Genomic DNA, 24,069 nt, shown 5'->3' with positions numbered 1-24,069 from the left:
CACATATTAAAAACAATGGACCTCAATTATTATAGCATAAATTTATAAAAAAGAAAAGAAAAAATAAAAAAAAAGTTTCTATTTTTAGAAAAAAATAGTATGATATATAATAGGGAAAATATTTATTACAAAAGAAAGGATAAATATGGATATAAATTTAAGAATAACTCCAGAAATTCAAGAGGAGATAAAAAATAATATTATAGAAGCTGGTGGAAATGAAGTTTTTTTTAGAGGAATTTTAGATGAAGAAAAAAAAGTTTCTAAAATTTTTGTAATTGCTAGAGGTAATAAATACAGTGTACCAGCTATTCTTAGTAGAATGAAAAGAGAAGAGATTATAATTCATAATCATCCTTCAGGGTATATTTATCCATCAGATAATGATATAGAAGTTGCTACAGCTTATGCCAACAGAATGAATGGAGGATTTTATATTGTCAATAATAATGTTGATGATATTTATGTTGTTATAGAACCTGATAGTGAAGAGTTGAAAAAAATAGATATAATCCCGTATTTTGAAGAAAAAGGAATTATAGCTCAAAATTTTAAAGAATTTGAATATAGAGAAGAACAACTTTCTATGGCAAAACATATTCAAGAAGGAATTAATGAAGAAAAAAAGATTATAGTAGAAGCAGGAACAGGAACAGGAAAAACCTTAGCTTATTTAATTCCTAGTATAGAATGGGCTATTACAAATGAAAAAAGAGTTATAATAAGTACAAATACTATTAATCTTCAAGAACAGTTATTAAAAAAAGATATTCCTATGTTACAAAAGATAATGGAGAAAAAATTTAAATATACTCTTGTAAAAGGAAGAGGAAATTATTTATGTAATAGAAAATATTATAATATAGAAAAAAAATTAAAAGAGATGAAAGATATTTCTCAAGAACAAAAAAATCAAATTAAAGAGCTTCTGATTTGGGGAAGAGGAACAAAAACAGGAGATAAATCAGAACTAAATATAGAACCAGATTATAGTATTTGGGAATTATTTCAAAGTGAAACTGATTTGTGTTTTTCTGGTTGTCCTCATAGAGATGAGTGTTTTTTCTTTAAGGCAAGAGATGAGAAAAAGAGAGCTGATATATTAATAGCGAATCACCATATATTTTTCTCTGATTTAGCAATAAAAAAAGAAATTGGATTCAATAATGATTTTTCTATATTACCTGAATATGGAATGGTAGTTTTTGATGAAGCACATAATATAGAAAAAGTAGCAAGAGATTATTTTTCCTATGAAATATCAAGATATTCATTTGTAAAGGCAATGAATAAAATATTGAATGTTAGTAAATTAAGAGATGAAAACGAAATAAATGAAATAAAATTATTTGATGAAAACACAAAAAATATAAAAATAACAGGACAGATAGAAGAAATTATTTCAATTATTAAATCTAATTTTTCAGAATACAGTAATGAAATTGAAGAGATAATAAGGAAAAATTTTATTAATGAGCATATAGAGTTATTTCAATATGGAGTAAAATATTTTGAAAGAATAATAGAAATCTTCTCAAAAGGACAAAGTGGAAATATTGCAATAAGAATAAAAAAAGATGATATTGCAATGAATAACTTTATAAAACTTATGGAAGAATTTAAGCAAAATTTTACTTTAACATTTTTAAAATATTTAAGAACTACTAAAAGATTGAAAGATAGATTAAATGAGATAGAAGATTCAAGTGGAAAAATAAATGAGTTTATAAAATATATAGAAAGAGTAGAAACATTCTTTGAAAATTTTCAGTTTATAAATAGGTTTGAAGATGAAAGTTTTATCTACTGGATAGAAGTAAATGAGAAAAAAAATAATTCAAAGCTAGTTGCTACTCCTTTAAAAGTTGATAATGAATTATCAGAAACACTTTATGAAAATTTAAAACAAATAATTTTTACTTCAGCAACATTATCAGTAGCGAAGAATTTTGAATATTTCAAGAATTCTATTGGACTCCATGAAGAAACTTATGAAAAAATAATAAAATCACCTTTTGATTATGATAAACAAATGAAGGTATACATACCTAGAGGATTACCAGACCCAAATGATAGAGATTTTGTAGACTCTATTCAAGAAGTTTTAAAAAGTTTTATATTAAAAAATAAAGGAAGAACATTTGTACTGTTTACTTCTTATAAGATGCTAAATTATGTTTATTATTCAATGAAAGATGATTTAGAAGAGAATGGAATAAATTTATTTATTCAAGGAATGTTTCCAAGAACTAAATTAGTTGATATTTTTAAGAAAAGTGAAGCTCCAGTACTTTTTGGAACAGACTCTTTTTGGGAGGGAGTAGATGTAAAAGGTGATCAGTTGAGTTCTGTAATAATTGTAAAATTACCTTTTAAAGTACCAAGTGACCCTGTTACAGAAGCTATAATTGAAACTTTTGAACAACAAGGAAAAAATTCATTTTTGGAATATCAGATTCCAGAATCAATTATAAAATTTAAACAAGGAATAGGAAGACTTATAAGGAGTAAAGAAGATAGAGGAATTATTGTTATTTTAGACAATAGAGTAATAACTAAATTTTATGGAAAATACTTTTTAGAAAGTATTCCTACAAAAAATATATCAAGAATAGATATTGTTGATATCCTTAAATAAATGGAGGAAAGAAATGAAAAAAATAAATTTTTTAGGATTTCGTCTTCGGTTTGATTTAGAAAAAGAAAATAGGGATGAAATTAGAGAGTACACTAGTGTGGAACAAATGAAAGATAGAGTATTGTATCTTCTGATATTTTTAGTATTAGTTGTAGCTAGTGCACAGTTTGGACAAGTTTTAGAAGAAAAAAATTATATAAATGGAGCAATTATTAAAGAAAATATATATGCTCCTAAAAGTATAAGATATAAAGATAATTTCAAAAGAGATGAAATTATAAAAAAAATTATTGATAGTTCAGAAAAAAAATATATTTATATTCCTGAAATAAGTAAAAATTATATTCAAGGAATAAAAGATTTTTATGATGAAATAATAATAATTAAAAAAAGTAAAAATAAAGATTTTAATTTTGAAAATTTTAATCAAAAATATAAGATAAATATCTCTGAAAATTTAGTTAATGAAATAAAAAAGGAATCAATAAAAGATATTGAAATTCAGAAAAAGAAATTAGAACTTGTCTTGAATAAAATATATTATCAAGGAATAAAAGAAGGAGAAACTTTACTTTCTATTTTATCTGATTCTGAAGATAAAGAGAAATATTATGGAGATAAATTAAATAATTTAGATTTAAAAATATTAGATAAATTTGTTGTTCCAAATTATATTTATGATGAAAAAGGGACAAAAGAAGGAATAAGAGAAAAAGTAGCAAGTATTAAAGAACAATATGTAGTGATTAAAGCAGGGGATTTAATATTAAAAAAAGGTGATATATTAACACCAGAAAAATTAAAAATGTTGAATGCAATAGGAATTCATTCTCCTATAGAGAATATAGCTAGAACTATTGTAAATTTATTATATTTAACAGCGATTTCTACTATATTTTATAATACATTAATAAGTAAATTTAAAAAAGAACTTCTTAATAAAAATATATATAGAGCTACTTTTTTAATATGTTCTCTTTTATTTTTAACATTTAGATTTAGTGAAAGAGATTATTTATATTTAATTCCTTTTGAATCAGGATTCTTTCTTTTACAAATACTTGTAAATTCAGTGTATGCTTTTTATTTAGGAATTGGATTATTAATTTTTATGTTACCAATGATAAATTATGATTTAGTTTATACAACTGTTACATTACTTACAATATTATTTGCAACAAGATTTTTACAAAGTGCTAAAACCAGAGTACAATTTATAAATTTAGGAATACAGCTATCAATAGTTAAAGTAGTAATTTATTTTTCAATCTCCTTTTTAACCATAGGAGTATCCCAAGAACTTATATTAGATTCAGCTAAAATTATTTTATCTGGAGTATTTTCTGGAGTATTGACTTTGGCTTTAGTTCCTTATTTAGAGAGAACATTTAATATATTATCATCTTTTAAATTATTAGAATTAGGTGATTTATCAAATCCACTTTTGAAAAATTTATCAGTAAAAACCCCAGGAACTTTTTATCATTCAATGATGGTTGCTGCTGTATCAGAGGCTGCAGCAGAAGCTATAGGAGCTGACCCAATATTTACAAGGGTAGCAAGTTATTATCATGATATAGGAAAAATGAAAAGACCTAAATTTTATGTAGAGAATCAAGAGGGGGGAGAAAATCCTCATGATAAAATTTCTCCATTTTTAAGTGCTTTAGTAATTCTTGCTCATCCTAAAGATGGATTTGAATTAGCTAAAAAATACCAAATTCCAAAAGAGATAAGAGATATAATGCTAGAACACCATGGAACAACTTTTTTAGCCTATTTTTATAATAAAGCAAAAAATTTAGATGAAAATGTAAGAGAGGATGATTTTAGATATTCTGGTCCTAAACCTAAAACAAAAGAATCAGCTATAATTATGTTGGCTGATTCAATAGAAGCAGCTGTAAGAAGTATTGAAAATAAAACATACAATAATATAGAAGAGATGATAAGGAAAATAGTTTTTAATAAGATAGATGATGGACAATTAGTTGATGCTGATTTAACTTTTAGAGAAATAGATACTATAATAAAAGTTTTTACAAAAACAATTATGGGAATACATCATGTAAGAATAAAATATCCTGATCAAGAAAAAGAGAGAGAAATTGAAGAAAAATTGGAGGAAAAATAATGAAAATAAATTTAGATTTAGGAATGGATATTGAAGGATTTGAAAATGAAATTGTATATGAAGATGTAGAAAAGTATGTAATAGAAATTTTAAATAAAGAGTATGAAAGTGATAAAGAGGTTTATGTATCAATATTATTAACAGGAAATGAAGAAATTCAACAGGTTAATAGAGATTTTAGAGGGAAGGATATTCCTACAGATGTAATATCTTTTGCATATCATGATAATGAAGAAGCAGATAATGGGTTATATGATAGTTTAGGGGATATAATAATTTCTTTAGAAAGGGTGGAAGAGCAGAGAAAAGATTATGGTCACTCTTTTAAAAGAGAGTTTTATTATGTATTAACTCATGGACTTTTACATTTGATGGGATATGACCATATAGAGGAAGAAGATAAAAAGATAATGAGAGCAAAAGAAGAAGAGATATTGGAAGGATATGGGTATACTAGAGATATAAAGTAGGTGATAAAATTGGAGACATCAAGAGAATATCTATTTCTAAGTATTCTTTCCTATTATAATTTTACAGAAAAATCTCAAGGAAAATACATAAAAGATTTATTAGAGGAAATAGAAACATTTTCTCTTTCTTCTAGTTTAAATATTGTAAGAAGTGATATAAAAGGAAAGAATAAAAGTTTTTTTGATAAAGAAATAAATGAATGGAAAATTTATAAAGTTGATGACAGAACTCGAAATAGAAAATCTGGTTCAGGATTTTTTGCTGTAATTTTTCAAAAGGAAGATAAATATGTTATATCCTATAGGGGAAGTGAAACTTATCCTTTTGAAGAAGCTTATAAAGATTTTATAGATACAGATTTAGTTATTGGATTAGGAAAAAAGCCTTTACAATTTTGGGAAGGATTGGAAGTATTTGAAAATCTTTTAAAAGATAATATTCCTTTTGAAAATATAAGTATTACAGGGCATTCTCTTGGTGGAGGCATATCTCAATTTGTAGCTATAATGAGTTATAAAAAATATAGTATTTGTCCTTATGTATGTACTTGGAATTCTGTAGGGATAAAAAGAGAGGGAATAATTGGAATAGAAGATTTTATAGAATATGACAAAATTTTAAAAAATTGTAAGTTATCAGAAAAAGAGATAAAAGTTTTAAAAGAATTTGAAGAAGATTATATTACTTTCATCATGAAAGAACTAAAAAGATTGAAAATTATTAAAGATAATAGAACAGTTTTGGTAACTGAAAAATTTCAATTAAACTTTGAATTAAATCAAGATTTTTTTCATGAACTTATAAAACAAACTAATTTAAATAGAGTTTTGAAAAAGATTCCTCTTATGAGAAGAAGACAAATATTATTAAATGAAAGAATACTAGAAAAGTTGTTTTTAAGAGATGATTTATATATAATATTAAGGGAAGCAAAAGAATTTATAAATAAGTTGAGTGAAAATAAAATTTTTAATGGAAAAATAATAAATTTTTGCCATTCTAAAGATTTTGTAGGTTCATTATTTTTACATTTTGGAACTACTTATCAGGTAGATTTAAATTTTTTAAAAAAGGATATTTCTAAAAATAGAATTTTGAGTAATCTTTTATTTTTCAATAAATCTATACAAGAATATCATTTTGAAGATGTATTTATACCGTTACTTGATAAAAAAGGAGTTTTTACCCAAAAAATATCAGAGGAATATATAGCTAGTGTTATAAGGAAAATAATATATTTAGAAAAAAGTTTTAGTAGAGAATTTTTAGGAGAATATTTTTTATTAAAAGAAAAACCTTTTGAAAATTTTGAAAAATTTTTATTAGAACTACAAAAAGGATTAAGAAATAATACTGATAATATTTTATACAAAGAAAAAATTATTGAATTTTTCAGAAAAATATCTCAAGAAGATTTAAATAGAATTTGGAAAAAAGTTATAAAAAAATTATCTAGTCCATATATCCCAAAAGATATTTATGATTTAATAGTATTTAAGGATATTTATTCGGAAAGATAAAAGGTGAGTAAATGAAAATAGGGATTGTATTAGAAGGTGGAGGACTTCGTGGATGCTATACTACAGGAGTTCTTGATAGTTTTTTAAAATATAAATTTATGAGTGATTATGTAATAGGAGTTTCAGCAGGAGCTTCTCATGGTGTTTCTTATATTTCAAGACAATATGGTAGAAATATGAGAATAAATAAAAATTATATCCAAGATAAAAGATATTTAAGTTTTTATAATTTGATAACTACAGGTTCTTTATTTGGAATGGAATTTTTATATGAAATAGTACCTAATGAACTAGATAAATTTGATTATGATAGTTTTTTTGAAAATAAATGTGAATTTAAAGCTGGAGTAACTAACATAAATACAGGTAAAGAAGAATTTTTTGGAAAGGAAGATTTAAAAAATGGGGCAGAAGTTCTTAAGGCTTCTTCATCAATACCTTTGATTTCGCATCCTGTGGAATATAAAGGAGAATTGTATTTAGATGGAGGACTTACTACTCCTATACCAATTGATAAAGCATTTGAAGATGGATGTGATAAAGTTATTGTAGTTTTAACAAGAGATAGAAAATATAATAAACCTAAATTAAAATGTCTTCCATTAATAAAATTAAGATTGAGAGAGTTTCCAAAACTTACCTCACTTATGGAACGTCATCATGTGATATATAAAGAAAATCAACAAAAGATTGAAAAATATGAAAAAGAGGGAAAAGCTATTGTAATAGCTCCTAAGATGCCTTTAAAAATTGATAGATTTGAAAAAAATCCCGATAAGTTAATGGATGTTTATGAAGAGGGAGTTAAAGATGGAGAAATATTTTTAAAGGAAAAATTTGAAAAGTTTTTTAAAATTTCTATAAATGAATATCAAAAATAATAAAAGAATATAAATAAAAGGAACTATTGTGTAAAATATAATAATTTTCAATAGTTCCTTTTAATAATCAAAAGTTCTCAATAGAGTTATCTATAAAATATTTTATTAAGATTTTTTATAAACTCTTTATCAATACTATTTAGTTGTTCTTCTGTAATTCTATAAAACCAATTTCCTTGGGCTCTACCAGGTTTATTCATTCTAGTATCAGCCCCAAATCCGCATAAATCTTGTATAGGTAAAATAACTATATTGGCAGAACTTCTCCATAAAGTTTTAATAACGGCTCTACAAGATTCACTATGAAATCCACCAAATTTCCAATTATCTCCACCTTTGAAATCACAATAATTCAAGACTAAATTTCTTTCTTCAGGTGTTGCTTCCCATAGCCAACCTAAAATTGTATTATTATCATGAGTGCCTGAATAAGCAATTACATTTTTATCATAATTATGAGGGAGATGAATACTGTTATCTCCAGAAAAGCCAAATTGTATTACTCTCATTCCAGGGAAATCAGTTTCTTTTAAAAGATTTCTAGTTTTTTCATCTATATCTCCTAAATCTTCTGCTATTATACAATTTTTATCTATCTTTTTTAAAATAGCATTGAAAAAATCTATTCCTGGTCCATCTATCCAACTTCCATCTTTTGCAGTTTCACTTTCAGCAGGTATAGACCAATAAGCTGAGAAACCTCTAAAGTGGTCAATTCTAATTATATCAAATATAGAAAGAGAGTGTTCCAATCTTTTTATCCACCAACTATATCTACCTTTTTTTATTGATTTCCAATTATATAGTGGATTTCCCCATTTTTGCCCATCTTCTGAAAAATAATCAGGTGGAACTCCTGAAATAAATCTAGGACTACCATCTTCTATGAGGTCAAAGAGATGAGAATTTCCCCAAACATCTGAGCTTTCATAAGATACATATATAGGAACATCTCCTATTATTTTTATACCTTTTTCATTTATTATTTTTTTTATTTTTTCCCATTGAGTATAAAACTCATATTGTAAAAATTCATAAAATAAAACTTCAGAAAGATTTTCTTCCCTAAATTTTTTTATAGCATCTTTATCATGAAATTTTAATTTTTTATCTCCCCATTGATACCAATCTTTATTATTATTTTTTTCTCTAATTGCCATATAAAGAGAAAAATCATATAACCAATTTTTATGTAACTTAGAAAATTTTAAGATTTCTTTTTTATAATTTTCATCTATTCTTGAATATGCTTTTTTTAGAGTTTTCATTCTTGTTTCATTTAACCATTCAAAGTTTACTACATAAAGGTCACTATATTCATTTTCTCTAAGTTCTTCTTCTGTAATTAATCCTTTTTTATATAGTGTTGGAAGATTAATAAATAATGGATTTCCAGCAAAAGCAGAAAAACTTTTGTATGGAGAACCAAAACTATCTGTTGTGCCAAAAGGTAAAGTTTGCCAATATTTTATTCCCATATCTTTTAAAAAGTCACAAAATTTAATAACTTCTTCTCCAAAACTTCCAATCCCATATTTGTTAGGGAGAGATGAAATATGAAGAAGAATACCACTAGCTCTATTCATAATATTCTCCTTTCATTTTATAAGTAGTATTAGTACATTATAATTATACTATAAAAAAATTTATTTTCCTCTTTTTTTTATTTAAATATTGAAAATAAAGAAAAAACAGAGAAAAAATAAAAAAAATAAAAAAAAACTTGCAAAAATATATAAAATCTAGTATACTTATACATGTGGGTCGCATAGCTCAGTTGGGAGAGCACCTGCCTTACAAGCAGGGGGTCATAGGTTCAAGTCCTATTGTGACCACCATTAAAATGGGGGTGTAGCTCAGTTGGTTAGAGCACTAGCCTGTCACGTTAGGGGTCGCGAGTTCGAGTCTCGTCACTCCCGCCATTTTATGGCCAGATAGCTCAGTCGGTAGAGCAGGGGACTGAAAATCCCCGTGTCGGTGGTTCGATTCCGCCTCTGGCCACCATAAATAAAAGGCGATGTCGCCAAGTGGTAAGGCAGAGGTCTGCAAAATCTCCACCACCAGTTCGAATCTGGTCGTCGCCTCCAAATGAAAATTAACTGTCTTTTGACAGTTTTTTTTATTTATTTTTTATTTATTTATGATATAATAGATTTTAAGAGAAAATAGATTATATGGAGGACTTATTGTGAAAAAAATAAGAGTTACTGTACCAGAAGATATTTGGCGTATGATGAAAAATGATATAGAGGAATTTGGAATAAATAACAATAAGTTATGTAATTATATTTTAGAACAATTAAAATATAAAAAAGAAATAGATGTAGAAAAAGAATTAGAAAGTCAAGGTAGACCTCTAAAAAAAATAATTCAATTTGATTTAAATGTAGCTAATAGAGAGATTTATTATGATGTTTTAAAAGATAATGGTGTTGATGTAGAAGCTGAATTTTTTAGAGAATTATTTGAAAAATATTGTTCTAAGTTTAAATATATAAGAGAACTTTTTGTTTTTCAAGAAACAGTAAAAAAAATATTAGAAGCTATAAAAGAAAAGAAAAAATTAAAATTGAAATATGGTTCTAAATTAACAACTGTTGAACCTTATTTTATAAAAAGAGATGAACAAGGAGATGAAAATTATCTTTTCTGTTATTGTGATACAGAAAAGAAATATTATAATTATAAATTAAAGGATTTAGAAGTTATTTCTATATTGGAAGAAAAAATAAAAGGAAAAGATAAAAAGTATATAGAAAATGTTAGAAAAAAATTTGACCCATTTTTAGGAAATGGAAATTTTATAAAAGTTAGATTGTCGGAAGAGGGACAAAAACTTTTAAAAGGATTAACAAATTATAGACCAAGATTTGTAGAAAAAGAGGGAGATATCTATGTATTTGAGGCTTCTAATGAAAATGCTAAACTTTATTTTAGACAATTTTCAAAAGAAGCAATAATATTAGAACCCATCGAACTTAGAGAAGAGATGAAACAAGATTTTTTAGAAGCGTTAAAAAATTATTAATATAAAAGGGAAACAGGAGTCTAAATTTAGACTCCTGTTTTTTATGGTTTAATAATGAGTTGGAGAAATTATCTGTTCATTTCTGAACTAGAACCTTCTTCGTGGTCTTTTATAATAGAATCAACTGTATTTTTAGAAAAAGCTACCACATCTCCTAAAAGAGTATTTTTTAAACTTCCTAAAGCATTTCCGTACTTTAATGCTTTTAAAGGACAATCAAAAGTAGTTAAACCATAAAGAGCTCCAGCTACATAAGCGTCACCACTTCCGATTCTATCTACGATTTCAATATTATCATAAGATTTTTCTGAGTAAAATTTATCTTCAATAGCACTATAAATTATAGATGTAAAATTATGAGATTTTGGTGAATTTACAGTTCTTTGTGTTGAAATTAGAAGAGAAATATTATTATCTTTAGCAAAATTTTTCATAATTTCTTCCATTGTTCCTGTTTGTTTAAACATTTTTCTTAATGTCTCTTCAGAAGCGAAAAGAATATCTATTTCAGGTAAAATAGTTACTATTTCCTTTCTTGCATTTTCTTCATCTCCCCAAAGATTTCTTCTAAAATTTACATCAAAAGAAATTAATGCTCCACCTTTTTTAAAATTCTTAATAAGGTCTTTAACTAAAGTTTTAGAGTTTTCACAAAGTCCTAGAGAAATACCACTAGTATGAAAAACTTTTGTAGAAGAATACACTTCTGAATTTATTTCATTAGAATGCAAAAATTGAAATGATGAATCATTTCTATCATAAACTACACTAGGTTTTCTAGGAGAAGCCCCATACTCGTAATAATAAAGAGCTAATCTTTTATTTTTGGATGAATCATACACTAAATATTCAGAATTTATCCCACTTAAATCTATACATCTTTTAGCATACATCCCTAAATCATGGTCAGGTATTTTAGAAAGGAAACTTGTTTTTCCTCCAAGAGTAGATATCCCCGTAACTACATTAAGTTCAGCTCCACCAAGATTTCTATCTAAAGGACCATCTTGAATTAGAATTTTTCCAATTGCAGGAGATAATCTCATTATTATCTCTCCACAAGAAATAACATCAAATTTTTTTTCAGAAAAATTAAACATAATCTCCTCCATTAATTATTTATTTCTAATTTCTTTTATTTTATTAACAAATGCTTTAGCAGTTTCTATTATAGATTCACTAGTTCCAGAAGCTAATTTTCCTCCAGCACCTACAGCTACGACACCATTTTTGAACCATTCTTCTATATTATCAAGACTAACTCCTCCTGTAGGCATAATATTAACTTGAGGTAATGGAGCTTTAACAGCTTTTACAAATGAAGGACCAAAAGCACTTCCAGGGAATAACTTGATAATATCACAACCATATTCCATAGCTTTTGTCATTTCAGTTATAGTCATACAACCAGGCATATATGGAATTTGATATAAATTACATAATTTAGCAGTTTCTAAATCAAATCCAGGAGAAACAATATATTCAGCTCCAGCTAAAATAGCTATTCTTGCTGTAGTAGCATCTAATACAGTTCCAGCTCCAACTATTAATTCAGAAGGAGAAAATTCATTTTTTAGAGCTTTGATAACTTCTGTAGCTCCAGGAACAGTGTATGTAACTTCAATAGCAGGAATTCCCCCTTGAACACAAGCTTTAGAAATTCTTATTCCTTCTTCAATACTTTCACTTCTTACAACGGCTACTATACCAGTATTTATAATTTTTTCAATAGTTTCATGCTTTTTTAACAATTACCTCACCTCTAGACATTTTATTTTATAATAAATTTATAACTTATAATTTATAAAAAAACAATAATAAAATAAAAAAAAAGTTTCATATAAGAAAAAAATAATGGAACAAAAAAAATAAATTTATTTTTTATAAAGATTTAGAGAAAGAATAAAAAATAAAAAAAGTTTCATATATAAAAATTTAGTATTTAAATAAATTTTATATATAAAATGTATTGTTTTATTTTGTTTTGTTTTTTTTTAAGAAAAAAATAAAAAAGTATTGACAATATAATTTTGTTATTATATAATTCTAGTATACAAGTATAAAATAAAAAAAGGAGGATAAAATGAAGTTATCTCTAAATGAATTAGAAACAATGGCTTCTAATAATATAAAAATACCTTTATATGATATAAAAAAAATAAGAGAAAATACTCTAAAAACACCAAAGTGGTTACATTTTGGAGGGGGAAATATTTTTAGAGCTTATGTAGCTAAAATGCAAGAAAATTTATTAAATAATGGAAAAGAAAATACAGGGATAATAGTAGCTGAGAGTTTTGATGAGGAAATAATTGATAAGGTATATAGACCTTTTGATAATTTATCTGTTTCAGTTGTACTATCTAAAGATGGAAAATTTTTACCAGAAATTATAGGAAGCGTTATTGAATCTTTGAAGGTTAAAGAGAATAGAGATGACTTGGTGAAAATCGTAACTTCTCCAAGTTTACAAATAATAAGTTTTACAATTACAGAAAAAGGTTATAATTTAAAAGATCCAAATGGGGAATTTTTTGATATAGTCAAAGAAGATATACAAAATTTACCTGAAAAATCAAAACATATTATGAGTATAATAACTTATTTGTTATATAAAAGATTTAAAAATAATAGAGAACCAATAGCTCTAGTTAGTATGGATAATTGTTCTGGAAATGGAGATAAAATTAGAGAAGCTGTTTTAAATATAGCTACTTTTTGGGTAAATAATGGATATCTTGAAAAAGAATTTCTGGACTATTTAACAGATGAAAAAAAAGTAAGTTATCCTATATCAATGATAGATAAAATTACTCCTAGACCAGCCCAAGTTGTAAAAGAGTATTTAGAGAAATTAGGGTTTGAAAATATGGATATAATAGTTACTAATAAGAATACATATACTTCAGCTTTTGTAAATTCAGAGACAGCAGAATATTTTGTTGTAGAGGATAAGTTTCCAAATGGAAGACCATTATTGGAAGAGGCAGAAGCAGGAGTTTATATAACGAATAGAGAAATAGTAGAAAAAACAGAAAGAATGAAAGTAACTACTTGCTTAAATCCATTACACACAACATTAGCTATATTTGGGTGTTTATTAAATAAAAAAACTATTTATGAAGCTGTATCAGATCCTTTATTAAACAAATTGATAAAAAAAATAGGTTATGATGAAGCATTGAAAGTTGTAGATGATCCAAAAATTTTAGATCCTAAAAAATTTATAGATGAGGTTATAAATGAAAGATTTGCTAATCCATTTATTCCAGATCAACCAGAAAGAATAGCAACAGATACTTCTCAAAAAGTAGGTATAAGATTTGGAGAAACTTTAAAAGCATATTTAGCGAATGATGAATTAAAAATAGAAAATATAAAATACATTCCTTTAGTATATGCAGGATGGTTTAGATACCTAATGGGAATAGATGATGAAGGAAATGAAAGAAGTATTAGTTCAGATCCAATGTTAGAAATGCTGAAAGAGAAAATGAGGGGTATAGAATATGGAAATATAACTTCATATCAAGGACAATTAAAAGAAATTTTAAAAAATAAAATTATTTTTGGAGTTGATTTAGAAAAAATAGGAATAGCAGATAAAGTTGAAAAATATTTTGTAGAAATGTTGAATGGAAAAAATGCAGTAATTAATACACTAAAAAAATATATATAAAAATTAGGAGGAGAAATATGAAAGGGAGAATGATTAAAGGGGCATTATTTTGTATGTTATTAGGAGGATTAGTAGCATGTGGTGGAAATAAGGAGGCTGGTTCAAAAGCTGAAGAAAAGAAAGTTTATGAGCTAAAAATTTCTACTACTCAAGCAGAATCTTCAGTTATAGTTCAAGGATTACAAGAATTAGCAAAAGAAGTTGATGAGAAAACAAGCGGAGGATTAAAAATAACAGTTTATCCATCTAGTTCATTAGGAGTAGAAGAAGATATAATAGATCAAGCAGTACAAGGAATAAATGTAGCAGTATTGACTGATGCAGGACGTATGTCAGACTATGTTCCAGAAATAGGAATATTTAATATGGCATATTTTGTAGATAATTATGATGAAGCGTTAAAAGTAATGGAAACAGAAACATTTAAAGGATGGTTAAATGAATTAACAGAACATAATTTGAGAGTCTTAACATTTAATTATTATGATGGAGCACGTTCTTTTATGGGACATAAAGAAGCAAAAGTACCAGCTGATTTAAAAGGGATTGTAGTTAGAACTCCAGGAGCAGCTCCTTATGTAGAAAGTATGAAAGCCATGGGAGTGACACCTTATAATATTGCATGGAGTGAAGTTTATAATGGTATTCAAACAAAATCTATAGATGGTTGTGAAGTTCAGTATACATCAGCAGTAAGTTCACATATTTATGAAGTTTGTAAAGTTGTTAATAAAACAGAGCATATTAATTTATTAAATTGTTTAGTAACAGGAGAAGGATGGTTTAGTAAATTACCAGAAGAGTATAAAACAATATTATTAGAAACAGCAAATGAAACTGCTTATAATAATGGTAAAAAAATAGAATCTATGCAAGCTGAGATGGAAAAAACTTTAGTAGATAATGGAATGAAAATTGTAAAAGTAGACAAAGAAGCATTTAAAAAATCTGTAGAAAAGGCTTATGATGCATTAAAATACACAGATTTACGTAAAAAAATATATGAAGAAATAGGAAAAAATTAGAATTTTAGGAGGCAAGATAAGTTGTTAAAGTTATACAATAAATTTTGTAAATTAGAAAGTTTAATAGCTAGTATATTACTTATAGGAATATTTTTCTTAGTTTTTAGTTCAGCAATTTTTAGAACAGTAGGATATCCTATAAACTGGGCTCAAGATGCTGCTTTAGTTGCTTTTGCTTGGATGATATTTTTAGGAAGTGATTTAGCGATAAGAAATACTAAGTTAATAGGAATTGAGGTATTAACTAAATATTTTCCTAAATTATTTCAAAAATATTTAGATATTATATTTAAATGTATAATAATCTGTTTTTTACTAATATTGGTAAAATATGGATATGTAATGGCAATAACGGGTGCTAAAAGAACAATTACAACTTTAGGAATAAGTTATGCTTGGGTTACGGCTTCTGTTCCTGTAGGAGCAGTATTAATGATAATATCTACAGCTATTAGATTAAAAGAAAGTATAAAAATTTCTAGCGATAAGTGGGGTGAAAATAATTAATGGAATTTGCAATACCAGTGTTTTTAGTATTTTTATTTTTAGGAATGCCTGTTGCATTTTCAATAGGACTATCAGGATTAACATTTTTCTTAGTTAGGGATCTTCCAATGTCTGTGTTAGTACAAAAATCGATTTCAACAAGTCAATCTTTTACAATGTTAGCTATTCCATTATTTATATTTGCTGGAAATTTAATGAATAGTAGTGGGATAACAAATAGACTTATGAAGTTAGCTGATGTCTGTACAGGACATATGTGGGGAAATTTAGGTCAAGTATCATGTGTATTGAGTACTCTTATGGGAGGAGTTTCTGGTTCTGCAGTAGCTGATGCAGCTATGGAATCGAGAATACTAGGACCTGAGATGACAAGATTAGGATATGCTAGAGGTTGGAGTGCAGCTATAAATGGTTTATCAGGTTTAATAGTTGCTACAATTCCACCTAGTATGGGATTAATAATATATGGTACAGTAGGAGAAGTATCTATAGGAAGATTATTTATGGCTGGTTGGGTACCAGGAATTTTAATGATGATTCTTTTAATGATAGCTTGTTCTATATCAGCTCGTAAATTTGGATATAAACCTGAGAGAGAAAAAAGAGCTAGCCTTAGTGAAATTTTAAAAACTTTTATTGTAAGTATATGGGCTTTGATATTTCCAATTTTATTAATTGCTTTAATAAGATTTGGAGTAATGAGTCCAACAGAATCTGGGTCATTTGCTGTTGCTTATGCTTTATTTGTAGGGATATTTATATATAAAGAATTAAATATGAAAACTTTTATGCAAACAGTAAAAGATAGTGTAAAAGATATTACAGTAATAACAATTATATTAGCATTTTCTGGAACTTTTGGATATGGAGTAGTTTATGATAATATTACTATAAGATTGGCAGAATCATTAGCTGGAATTTCTTCAAATTCTACAATTTTATTAGTTTTAGTTGTTTTATTTTTACTGGCTTGTGGAATGTTTATGGAAACTACTGTAATTGCATTGATTTTAACACCAATATTATTACCAGTTATGCAAAATGTAGGAGTAGATCCAGTAGTTTTTGGAATGATAATGATGACTTGTGTAACATTTGGAGTAATGACTCCACCAGTAGGAACAGCATTATATACAGTTTCAGATATAATGGAATGTTCAGTAGAAGAAACAGTTAAATATGGATGGCCATTTTATATAGCTGTATTATTAGTTGTAGTATTTATGATATTTTTCCCAGGAGCAGTATTATATTTACCAAATTTAGTTTATGGAGTAGCAGGATAAGAATAGAAAAAGAGGGGTATTTAATATGCAAATGTCATGGAGATGGTATGGTCAAAATAATGATGAAATAACATTAGATCATATTAAGCAAATTCCAGGGGTAACTTCAATTGTCTGGTCATTACATGATAAAGTGGCTGGAGAAGAATGGGAATTTGAAAGAATAAAAGAGGTTACAGATTATATAAAGTCAAAAGGTTTTAATGCAGATGTAGTAGAAAGTGTAAATGTTCATGATGATATAAAAATTGGTAAGCCAACAAGAGACAAATATATAGATATATATATAGATACTATAAAAAAATTGGCTAAAGTTGGAGTGAAAGTTATATGTTATAATTTTATGCCAGTATTCGATTGGACAAGAACAGACTTATATAAAAAATTACCAGATGGTTCAAATGCACTTTTTTATCAAAAAAATTTAGTATCAGATGTTACACCTCAAGAAGTAACTAGAAGAATTTTAGAGGGAGCAGGAAATAAAACAATGCCTGGATGGGAACCAGAAAGACTTTCTAGATTAAATGAACTATTTGAAGAGTATAAAGATGTTACAGAAGAGAAATTAACAGAGAATTTTAAGTATTTTTTAGAAAGAATAATTCCTGTATGTGAAGAGGTGGGAGTGAAAATGGCAGTTCATCCTGATGATCCACCTTGGCCAATATTTGGACTTCCTAGAATAGTAAGAGATGAAGAACATATAGAAAAAGTTTTAAAATTAGTAGATAGTCCATATAATGGTTTAACATTATGTAGTGGTTCTTTAGGTCCAAATTTAAAAAATGATATACCTAAACTTATAAAAAGATTTGGTGATAGAATTCATTTTGCTCATATAAGAAATGTAAAAGTATTTGAAAATGGTGATTTTATAGAGAGTTCTCATAGAGCATGTGATGGTAATGTAGACATAGTTGAAGTAGTGAAAGCGTATCATGATATTAATTTTAAAGGATATATTAGACCAGATCATGGAAGACATTTATGGGGTGAAGAAAAAAATTGTAGACCAGGATATGGTTTATATGATAGAGCTTTAGGTGTTATGTATCTTTTAGGAATTTGGGATACTTTAGAAAAATATAAATAATGAGATAAAGGGTATTCTTTAAGAATACCCTTTTCTATAATTTGATGAAATAAAAAATATGTTTATAACAGAAGAATTTTTATTAAAAAATGATATTAAGTAAAAAAACTTTATTAAAAATATGCTAAAAATATACCTATTTTTGATTATTACAAATGTTTGAGTACAGGAGACATAGTAGAGAATAAAAAGTATAAAAATATTACAGAGATTTGGTTAAATGATCATATAAAATGGAGGGTTATGAGAGTCAATAAAAAATATATAACCGATAATATAAATGATTATGAAAATTTTTAGCTTTTGTTAGAACAATGGAATATTGTTATGGAAACACTTTATATTATCGTTGTCATTTAGAATTGCAGAGAGATGATATTTTAAATGAAAAAAATGTTTCAGTTATTGAAAAAAATAAATATGTTGTTAAAAAAGAAGAATATTCAACCAGAAATTTAATAAAAAAATGAATATAAAAGTATTGTGTACAATAGATGAGCTTGTAGATACTTTAGAATATTGTAAAATTTTATCTTATGATAAAGACTATAAAATAAAAATTTTCCTAATTTTTAGATCAGATAAAGCATTTACAATAGAAGAAATGATTATATTGAATGGATAGAAAAATTACTAATAAAAAAATTGATATTAAAAAAAATTAATAGAAACTTTAAAAGAAAGGATATATTTTTTTGTATAAAATAGATGTTTAATAATGGATTTAAGATGGAAGAACCGTTTTTTTACTAGTATCTAATGATGAAATTGAAGAGATTTATACAGAGAAAGGAAATTCTTTCTTGGAAAATAAAAATATAAAAAATTATATTATTATTTGAGTTAGATAGAGGATATAAAAAATATAATTTAGGAATACAAATTCATATTGAGGCAATGAGAAATAATAACACTAGAATGTGTAATAAACTTGGAACAGATATTGGAATGGATTCTATAGGAGATTATAATTATGCTAGAGAATTATCTACTTTATTAAATGAATTGGGTAAAAATAATGAATTACCAAAAACAATTCTTTATTGTATAAATCTAAAAGAAAATGAAGTTTTAGCATCTATGATAGGAAATTTTCAATCAGATGAACGGTACTTGAAAAATGCAATTTGGATCTGAATGGCGTTTTTTAGATCAAAAAAAGAGATAGAAGAGCAAATAAATACTTTAGCTAATTTTGAACTTTTAAGGAGATTTATTGGAATGTTAACAGATTCGAGAAGTATATTATCTATTACAAAACATAAATATTTTAGAAGAATTTTATGTAATTTAATAGGAGAATTAGTTGAAGAAGGAGAAATTCCAGATGATGAAGAAATATTAAAGTCAATGATAAATGAAATATAAGATTAAAATAAAGGAGAAAATTATGCAAATAAAAGAATTAACAGGAGAAAGAGCTTGGAGAACTTACACAGGCGGGAAGTTATTAGATATTTTACATAAAAAAGAAAATTCAAGTGATAGTCATTATCCAGAAGAATGGATGTTTTCTACAACAATAGCTAGAAATTCTGGAAGAGAAGATATAGTAGAAGGATTATCATATTTAAAAAATGAGAATAAATTATTTGTAGACTTTATCAAAGAAAATCCTAAAGTTTTGGGAGAAAAACATATACAAAAATGGGGAGTAAATTTAGGAGTTCTAGTAAAATTGATTGATAGTGAAGAAAGATTAACTATTCAAGTTCATCCAAATAATCAAAAAGCAAAAGAATTATTTAATAGTAAATTTGGAAAAACAGAATCATGGCATATATTAGATACAAGAGAAGAGAAAAGTTATATTTATTTAGGTTTTAAGGAAGGAATATCAAAAGAAAAATTTAAAGAATACTTTATAGAACAAGATTTAAATGCAATGTTAAATTGTTTAAATAAAATTGAAGTAAAAAAAGGAGAAACGTATTTAGTAAAGGGAGGGGTTCCACATGCAATTGGAGCAGGATGCCTTATTTTAGAAGTTCAAGAACCAACTGATTATACAATTAGAGTTGAAAAAACAACTCCTTCTGGATTTGTAATAGATGATAAAATGTGTCATCAAGGATTAGGATTTGAAAGAATGTTTGAATGTTTTGATTTTATTGATTATTCTGAAAAAGAGATAAGAAATAATTTTCAAATGAAAGAAACGGAAATTTCTTTTGAAGATGGTAGAAAAGTTAATGAAATAATAACTTATAAAGATACTTCATGTTTTTCTTTAATGAGATTAATGATAAATAATAAAATAAAAATAGAAAAAAATGAAACTTATACATGCTTATATGTTATTTCAGGAATAGGAAAAATAGAAGATGATTTACAGGAAATAAAATTAGAAAAAAATGTACAAATATTTATTCCAGCAAATAAAGAATTTAATATATTGGGAGAAAAGTTAAATATTTTATTAATAAAAGGACCAAATGTAAAATAAAAAATACAAAAATAGCAGATTTTACTTTAATTAATCTGCTATTTTTTATTTTAAAAAATAATGGGGATATTTTTTCAAATATGTAGAAATAACATGTTTAAATTTAGATAAATGCTCTGAAACAAAAGGGTCAATAATATCTGTTTTTTTGTACTTAATGATATTTACTATTTCTTGGTGTTGTTCAAAAGTTTTTGTAGCATTTGAAATCTGTAAAGCATCAATAAGTCTTAATCTATCAAAATGTGTTGCCAATCTCTTTATACTTTTCCAAACATTAGATTTACCATAGTATTCAAATATAATAGAATGGAATTCATTATCAAGATCAAAAAATTTATGTAAATTTTCATCGAAATCAATGATGATTTTTTGATAAGCTAGATTTTTTTCTAATGATTTTAATAATGGCTCTGGAATTTTATCCTCGCAAGCCATAGTTAAAAGTTTTTTTTCACATAAATCTCTTAAAAATAAAGCTTCTTCTACTAACTTCAAATCTATTTTAGAGACAAAAGAACCTTTTTGTGGAAAAACATCAATTAATTTTTCTTCAGTTAATCTAACAAGAGCTTCCCTTATAGGAGTCCTACTAATATTTAGAAGGTTTCCTAACTCAATTTCGCTAATACATTCACCAGGTTCAATATTTAAAACCATAATATTTTCTTTTATTACTCTATAGGCATATTGACGACTATTTTCATTTTTATTTTTAATTACATTATCTAATTTCATTTTTTCTCCTCGATTCGCCAATAAACTTGGAATTTATATTTAAGATAGTATAATTATATCATAATAATACTAGAATACAAATAAAAAAATAATTAAAATTATACAATACTTTTTATATTTAATTCTTCAAATTCTTTAGTTATTAAAGAAGAATGTTCTTTTAATAAAAGTTTTATATTAGTAATATGTTCTTCAGTAGCTCTTATAGTAGATAAACTAACTCCAATTGCTCCTCTAATATTATTATTGATATAGATAGGAACCGCAATACAACAAGCATCAGAAGTGACCTCGCCAAATTCAGATGCAAATTGATTTTTTTTAGATATATTAATAATATTGATTAAGTCGTCTATATTGTCAACAGTATTTTGAGTAAATTTTTCTAAACCTTTTAAGTATAAATTTCTAATAGCTGACTCAGAATAATCCATTAAAAAAACTCTTCCTAAAGCAGTACAATATAAAGGTAAATTGTGTCCAATAGAAGAAAGAAGCTTTATCGGATGAGATGATTCTACTTTTGTTAGATAAAGAACTTCATGATTATGATTAATTCCCAATTGACAAGTTTCGTTACATTTTTCAGAAATAATTCTCATATGTGATTTTATAATATTTAAACCACTTTTATTTTCTAAATAAGCTTGACCTATTTGGAAACTTGATAAACCAATAGAGTATGTTTGAGAACTGGGGTCTAAAATAATTACTTCTAGTTCTGTGAGAGTTTTTAATATAGGAGAAAGAGTACTTTTAGGTATGACTAATAATTTTGAAATATTTGAAAATGTTAATTTTCCTGAATTTTTAGCAATTATGTTTAAAATATTTATTACTCTTTCAGTTGGCTTATGAATATTTTCCATATTTTTTCCTACTTTCTAAAATTTTTCTAATTAAAATAATACCAGAAAAATAAAAAAAAAGCTACTTAAAAATATAAAATATATATAATATGTATTTATTTCGAAAATAATTTTATAAAAAATACAAAAAATATAAAAAAATCCTTGACACTATTTAAAAAATATAGTATATAATAAATATACTTAAATACGAACTAGTTCTTAAATACGGACTAATAAAAAATAGGGAGGATTAATATGAAAAAAGTATTATTTATTGGAAGTTTATTAACTATGGGGATGTTAATGGGTTGTTCTGGAGATAAAGAAAAGGTAGCAGGTAAAGAAGAAGTAGTAAAAACTCAAGTTTTGAAAGTTGCTTTTAACCAATCTGAAAATCATCCACAATATAAAGCTTTAGAAGAGTTTAGTAAACAATTAGAGGAGCAAACGAAAGGAGCATACAAATTAGAAATTTCACCTAATGAATTATTAGGAGATCAAAGAGCAACAGCAGAGTTAGTACAAAATGGAGTCATTCAAATGTCTGTAGTAGGAAATCCAGTAGTTGAAAGTTTCAATTCTGATTTTGCTGTAATAGGATTACCATATTTATATGATAGTTTAGAACATCAAAAGAAAGTATTTTTATCAGATGTATTAGATCCATTATTTGAATCAGTAAAATCAAGTGGTTTTGAAGTAATCGGAGCTTTTACAGCTGGAGGAAGATGTTTATACACAGATAAACCAATGACAAAACCAGAAGATTTAAAAGGATATAAATTTAGAGTAATGCAATCTGATACAATGAAAAAAATGGTAGACTATATGGGAGGAATAGGAACTCCTATGGGACAAGGAGAAGTTTATACAGCAGTTCAACAAGGAGTTATTGAAGGTGGAGAAAACAATGAAGTTACTTATGTTGATTTAAAACATTATGAAATAGCACCATATTTCTCTTATACTAATCATTTAATGGTTCCAGATTTAATCATTATCAATGAAAAATTATATAATGGAATGTCTCCAGAAAATAGAAAAATATTTGATGATTTAATGAAACAAACTATTGAAAATGAATTTGAAGTATGGAATGAAAACGTAGAAGTAGCTAAAAAAGTAGCAGTAGAAAATGGAGCTAAATTTATAGAAGTAGATATAAAACCATTCCAAGAAAGAGTTAAACCTTTACAAGAAGAAGTAGCAAATAGATCAGAAATGACTAAAAAAATATACTCAGACGTAAGAGCATTAGCACAATAATTAAGTTCTTATAAGGAGTAGACTTATGGAAAAAATAAAAAATATTTTAGACAAGATTATTGAAAAATTTTGTATAGTAATAATGGGTGTAATGACTCTTCTAGTAACATGGCAAGTTATAACAAGATACTTTTTTAACAATCCGAGTATAGTAACAGAGCAAACATCTCAATATCTTTTTGTATGGTTAGTAATGTATGGTTCAGCTTATGTATTTGGAAAAAGAGAACATATGCAAATATCTTTTGTTAGAGATCTTGCTTCTCCACCAATTAGAAAAATAATAGATATTATTCAAGAAATAATTATAACAATTTTTGTTATAACTGTTATGATTTATGGAGGATATTTTAGTTCTCTAAGACAAATGGGACAATTAGATGCAGCATTACAAATACCAATGGGTGTTGTTTATTCTGCTATTCCAATAAGTGGGATATTTATAATATTTTATGCAATTTTGAATATAACAAAAATTGCTAAAAAAGATTAAAAGGAGAAAT

General features: G+C 25.9%; 19 protein-coding genes, 4 tRNA genes and 2 pseudogenes. 20 read left to right on the top strand and 5 right to left on the bottom strand.

The genetic code is table 11. The annotated features are described in order from the left end of the window. Positions 1-145: 145 nt before the first annotated feature. The 5 genes from HF862_RS03000 to HF862_RS02980 are packed head-to-tail and all read left to right on the top strand — an operon-like array spanning position 146 to position 7,644. Positions 146-2,638 (top strand): helicase C-terminal domain-containing protein, encoded by a 2,493-nt coding sequence (locus tag HF862_RS03000; RefSeq protein WP_170186438.1) that lies wholly within the window; start codon positions 146-148, stop codon positions 2,636-2,638. 13 nt (positions 2,639-2,651) lie between these two features. Then, positions 2,652-4,772, top strand: coding sequence for an HD family phosphohydrolase (locus HF862_RS02995; RefSeq protein ID WP_170186437.1), 2,121 nt, complete (start codon positions 2,652-2,654; stop codon positions 4,770-4,772). After that, on the top strand, positions 4,772-5,242 hold the full coding sequence (gene ybeY / locus HF862_RS02990; protein WP_170186436.1) for an rRNA maturation RNase YbeY: 471 nt from the start codon (positions 4,772-4,774) through the stop codon (positions 5,240-5,242). Before HF862_RS02995 ends, ybeY begins: the two co-directional genes overlap by 1 nt. Then, complete coding sequence (locus HF862_RS02985) at positions 5,243-6,763, top strand: hypothetical protein (protein ID WP_170186435.1); 1,521 nt, start codon at positions 5,243-5,245, stop codon at positions 6,761-6,763. Between the two features lie 11 nt (positions 6,764-6,774). Beyond that, positions 6,775-7,644, top strand: a complete 870-nt coding sequence (locus tag HF862_RS02980; RefSeq protein WP_170186434.1) for a patatin family protein — start codon at positions 6,775-6,777, stop codon at positions 7,642-7,644. An 86-nt stretch (positions 7,645-7,730) separates the two neighbouring features. Here HF862_RS02980 and malQ read toward each other — a convergent pair whose 3' ends face one another. Then, complete coding sequence (malQ, locus tag HF862_RS02975) at positions 7,731-9,230, bottom strand: 4-alpha-glucanotransferase (protein WP_170186433.1); 1,500 nt, start codon at positions 9,228-9,230, stop codon at positions 7,731-7,733. 176 nt (positions 9,231-9,406) lie between these two features. Here malQ and HF862_RS02970 point away from each other — a divergent pair. From HF862_RS02970 to HF862_RS02950, 5 genes are all read left to right on the top strand, one after another. Then, positions 9,407-9,482, top strand: a tRNA-Val gene (locus tag HF862_RS02970). A 7-nt stretch (positions 9,483-9,489) separates the two neighbouring features. Next, positions 9,490-9,566 (top strand) — tRNA-Asp (locus HF862_RS02965). A 6-nt stretch (positions 9,567-9,572) separates the two neighbouring features. After that, a tRNA-Phe gene (locus HF862_RS02960) sits at positions 9,573-9,648 on the top strand. A gap of 9 nt (positions 9,649-9,657) precedes the next feature. Continuing rightward, positions 9,658-9,731 (top strand) — tRNA-Cys (locus HF862_RS02955). A 101-nt stretch (positions 9,732-9,832) separates the two neighbouring features. Continuing rightward, a complete protein-coding gene (locus HF862_RS02950; protein WP_027127752.1) occupies positions 9,833-10,672 on the top strand; it encodes a WYL domain-containing protein in 840 nt (279 codons plus the stop codon). A 68-nt stretch (positions 10,673-10,740) separates the two neighbouring features. Here the strand turns inward: HF862_RS02950 and HF862_RS02945 are convergent, their stop codons facing one another. Together HF862_RS02945 and HF862_RS02940 are read right to left on the bottom strand one after the other, a co-directional pair. Further along, positions 10,741-11,772: a sugar kinase gene (locus HF862_RS02945; protein ID WP_240934762.1), complete on the bottom strand. Its 1,032-nt coding sequence runs from the start codon at positions 11,770-11,772 to the stop codon at positions 10,741-10,743. A gap of 15 nt (positions 11,773-11,787) precedes the next feature. Then, positions 11,788-12,423 (bottom strand): bifunctional 2-keto-4-hydroxyglutarate aldolase/2-keto-3-deoxy-6-phosphogluconate aldolase, encoded by a 636-nt coding sequence (locus tag HF862_RS02940; protein ID WP_170186431.1) that lies wholly within the window; start codon positions 12,421-12,423, stop codon positions 11,788-11,790. Between the two features lie 332 nt (positions 12,424-12,755). On the opposite strand from HF862_RS02940, the gene HF862_RS02935 reads away from it, so the two are divergent. The 8 genes and pseudogenes from HF862_RS02935 to HF862_RS02885 all read left to right on the top strand — a co-directional run bounded on the left by HF862_RS02935 (position 12,756) and on the right by HF862_RS02885 (position 20,711). After that, positions 12,756-14,351: a mannitol dehydrogenase family protein gene (locus HF862_RS02935; protein WP_170186430.1), complete on the top strand. Its 1,596-nt coding sequence runs from the start codon at positions 12,756-12,758 to the stop codon at positions 14,349-14,351. Between the two features lie 17 nt (positions 14,352-14,368). Beyond that, positions 14,369-15,376 (top strand): C4-dicarboxylate TRAP transporter substrate-binding protein, encoded by a 1,008-nt coding sequence (locus tag HF862_RS02930; RefSeq protein ID WP_170186429.1) that lies wholly within the window; start codon positions 14,369-14,371, stop codon positions 15,374-15,376. 21 nt (positions 15,377-15,397) lie between these two features. Next, on the top strand, positions 15,398-15,883 hold the full coding sequence (locus HF862_RS02925) for a TRAP transporter small permease (RefSeq protein ID WP_027127757.1): 486 nt from the start codon (positions 15,398-15,400) through the stop codon (positions 15,881-15,883). Next, positions 15,883-17,169 carry a TRAP transporter large permease gene (locus HF862_RS02920; protein WP_170186428.1) on the top strand — a complete coding sequence of 429 codons (1,287 nt, stop codon included), beginning with the start codon at positions 15,883-15,885 and terminating at the stop codon, positions 17,167-17,169. The genes HF862_RS02925 and HF862_RS02920 overlap by 1 nt, the downstream gene beginning before the upstream one ends. 25 nt (positions 17,170-17,194) lie before the next feature. After that, complete coding sequence (gene uxuA, locus HF862_RS02915; protein ID WP_170186427.1) at positions 17,195-18,265, top strand: mannonate dehydratase; 1,071 nt, start codon at positions 17,195-17,197, stop codon at positions 18,263-18,265. Positions 18,266-18,424: 159 nt separating this feature from the next. Continuing rightward, positions 18,425-18,890, top strand: a pseudogene (locus HF862_RS10160) (glucuronate isomerase). Positions 18,891-19,090: 200 nt separating this feature from the next. After that, positions 19,091-19,633, top strand: a pseudogene (locus HF862_RS10000) (glucuronate isomerase). 22 nt (positions 19,634-19,655) lie between these two features. Continuing rightward, complete coding sequence (locus tag HF862_RS02885; RefSeq protein ID WP_170186422.1) at positions 19,656-20,711, top strand: type I phosphomannose isomerase catalytic subunit; 1,056 nt, start codon at positions 19,656-19,658, stop codon at positions 20,709-20,711. A gap of 45 nt (positions 20,712-20,756) precedes the next feature. On the opposite strand, the gene HF862_RS02880 is transcribed toward HF862_RS02885, so the two are convergent. Next, on the bottom strand, positions 20,757-21,449 hold the full coding sequence (locus tag HF862_RS02880; protein WP_170186421.1) for a GntR family transcriptional regulator: 693 nt from the start codon (positions 21,447-21,449) through the stop codon (positions 20,757-20,759). Between the two features lie 98 nt (positions 21,450-21,547). Then, a complete protein-coding gene (locus HF862_RS02875; protein ID WP_170186420.1) occupies positions 21,548-22,318 on the bottom strand; it encodes an IclR family transcriptional regulator in 771 nt (256 codons plus the stop codon). A 237-nt stretch (positions 22,319-22,555) separates the two neighbouring features. On the opposite strand from HF862_RS02875, the gene HF862_RS02870 reads away from it, so the two are divergent. Then, a complete protein-coding gene (locus HF862_RS02870) occupies positions 22,556-23,566 on the top strand; it encodes a TRAP transporter substrate-binding protein (RefSeq protein WP_170186419.1) in 1,011 nt (336 codons plus the stop codon). A 25-nt stretch (positions 23,567-23,591) separates the two neighbouring features. Continuing rightward, the gene (locus HF862_RS02865; RefSeq protein ID WP_170186418.1) at positions 23,592-24,059 is read left to right on the top strand and encodes a TRAP transporter small permease; all 468 of its coding nucleotides are present in this window, start codon (positions 23,592-23,594) and stop codon (positions 24,057-24,059) included. Positions 24,060-24,069 lie beyond the last annotated feature (10 nt).

Origin of the sequence: Fusobacterium sp. FSA-380-WT-3A, assembly GCF_012843705.1 — a bacterium.
In the GTDB taxonomy this organism is placed as follows: domain Bacteria; phylum Fusobacteriota; class Fusobacteriia; order Fusobacteriales; family Fusobacteriaceae; genus Fusobacterium_B.
This window is presented reverse-complemented; position numbering and strand designations above follow the sequence as displayed.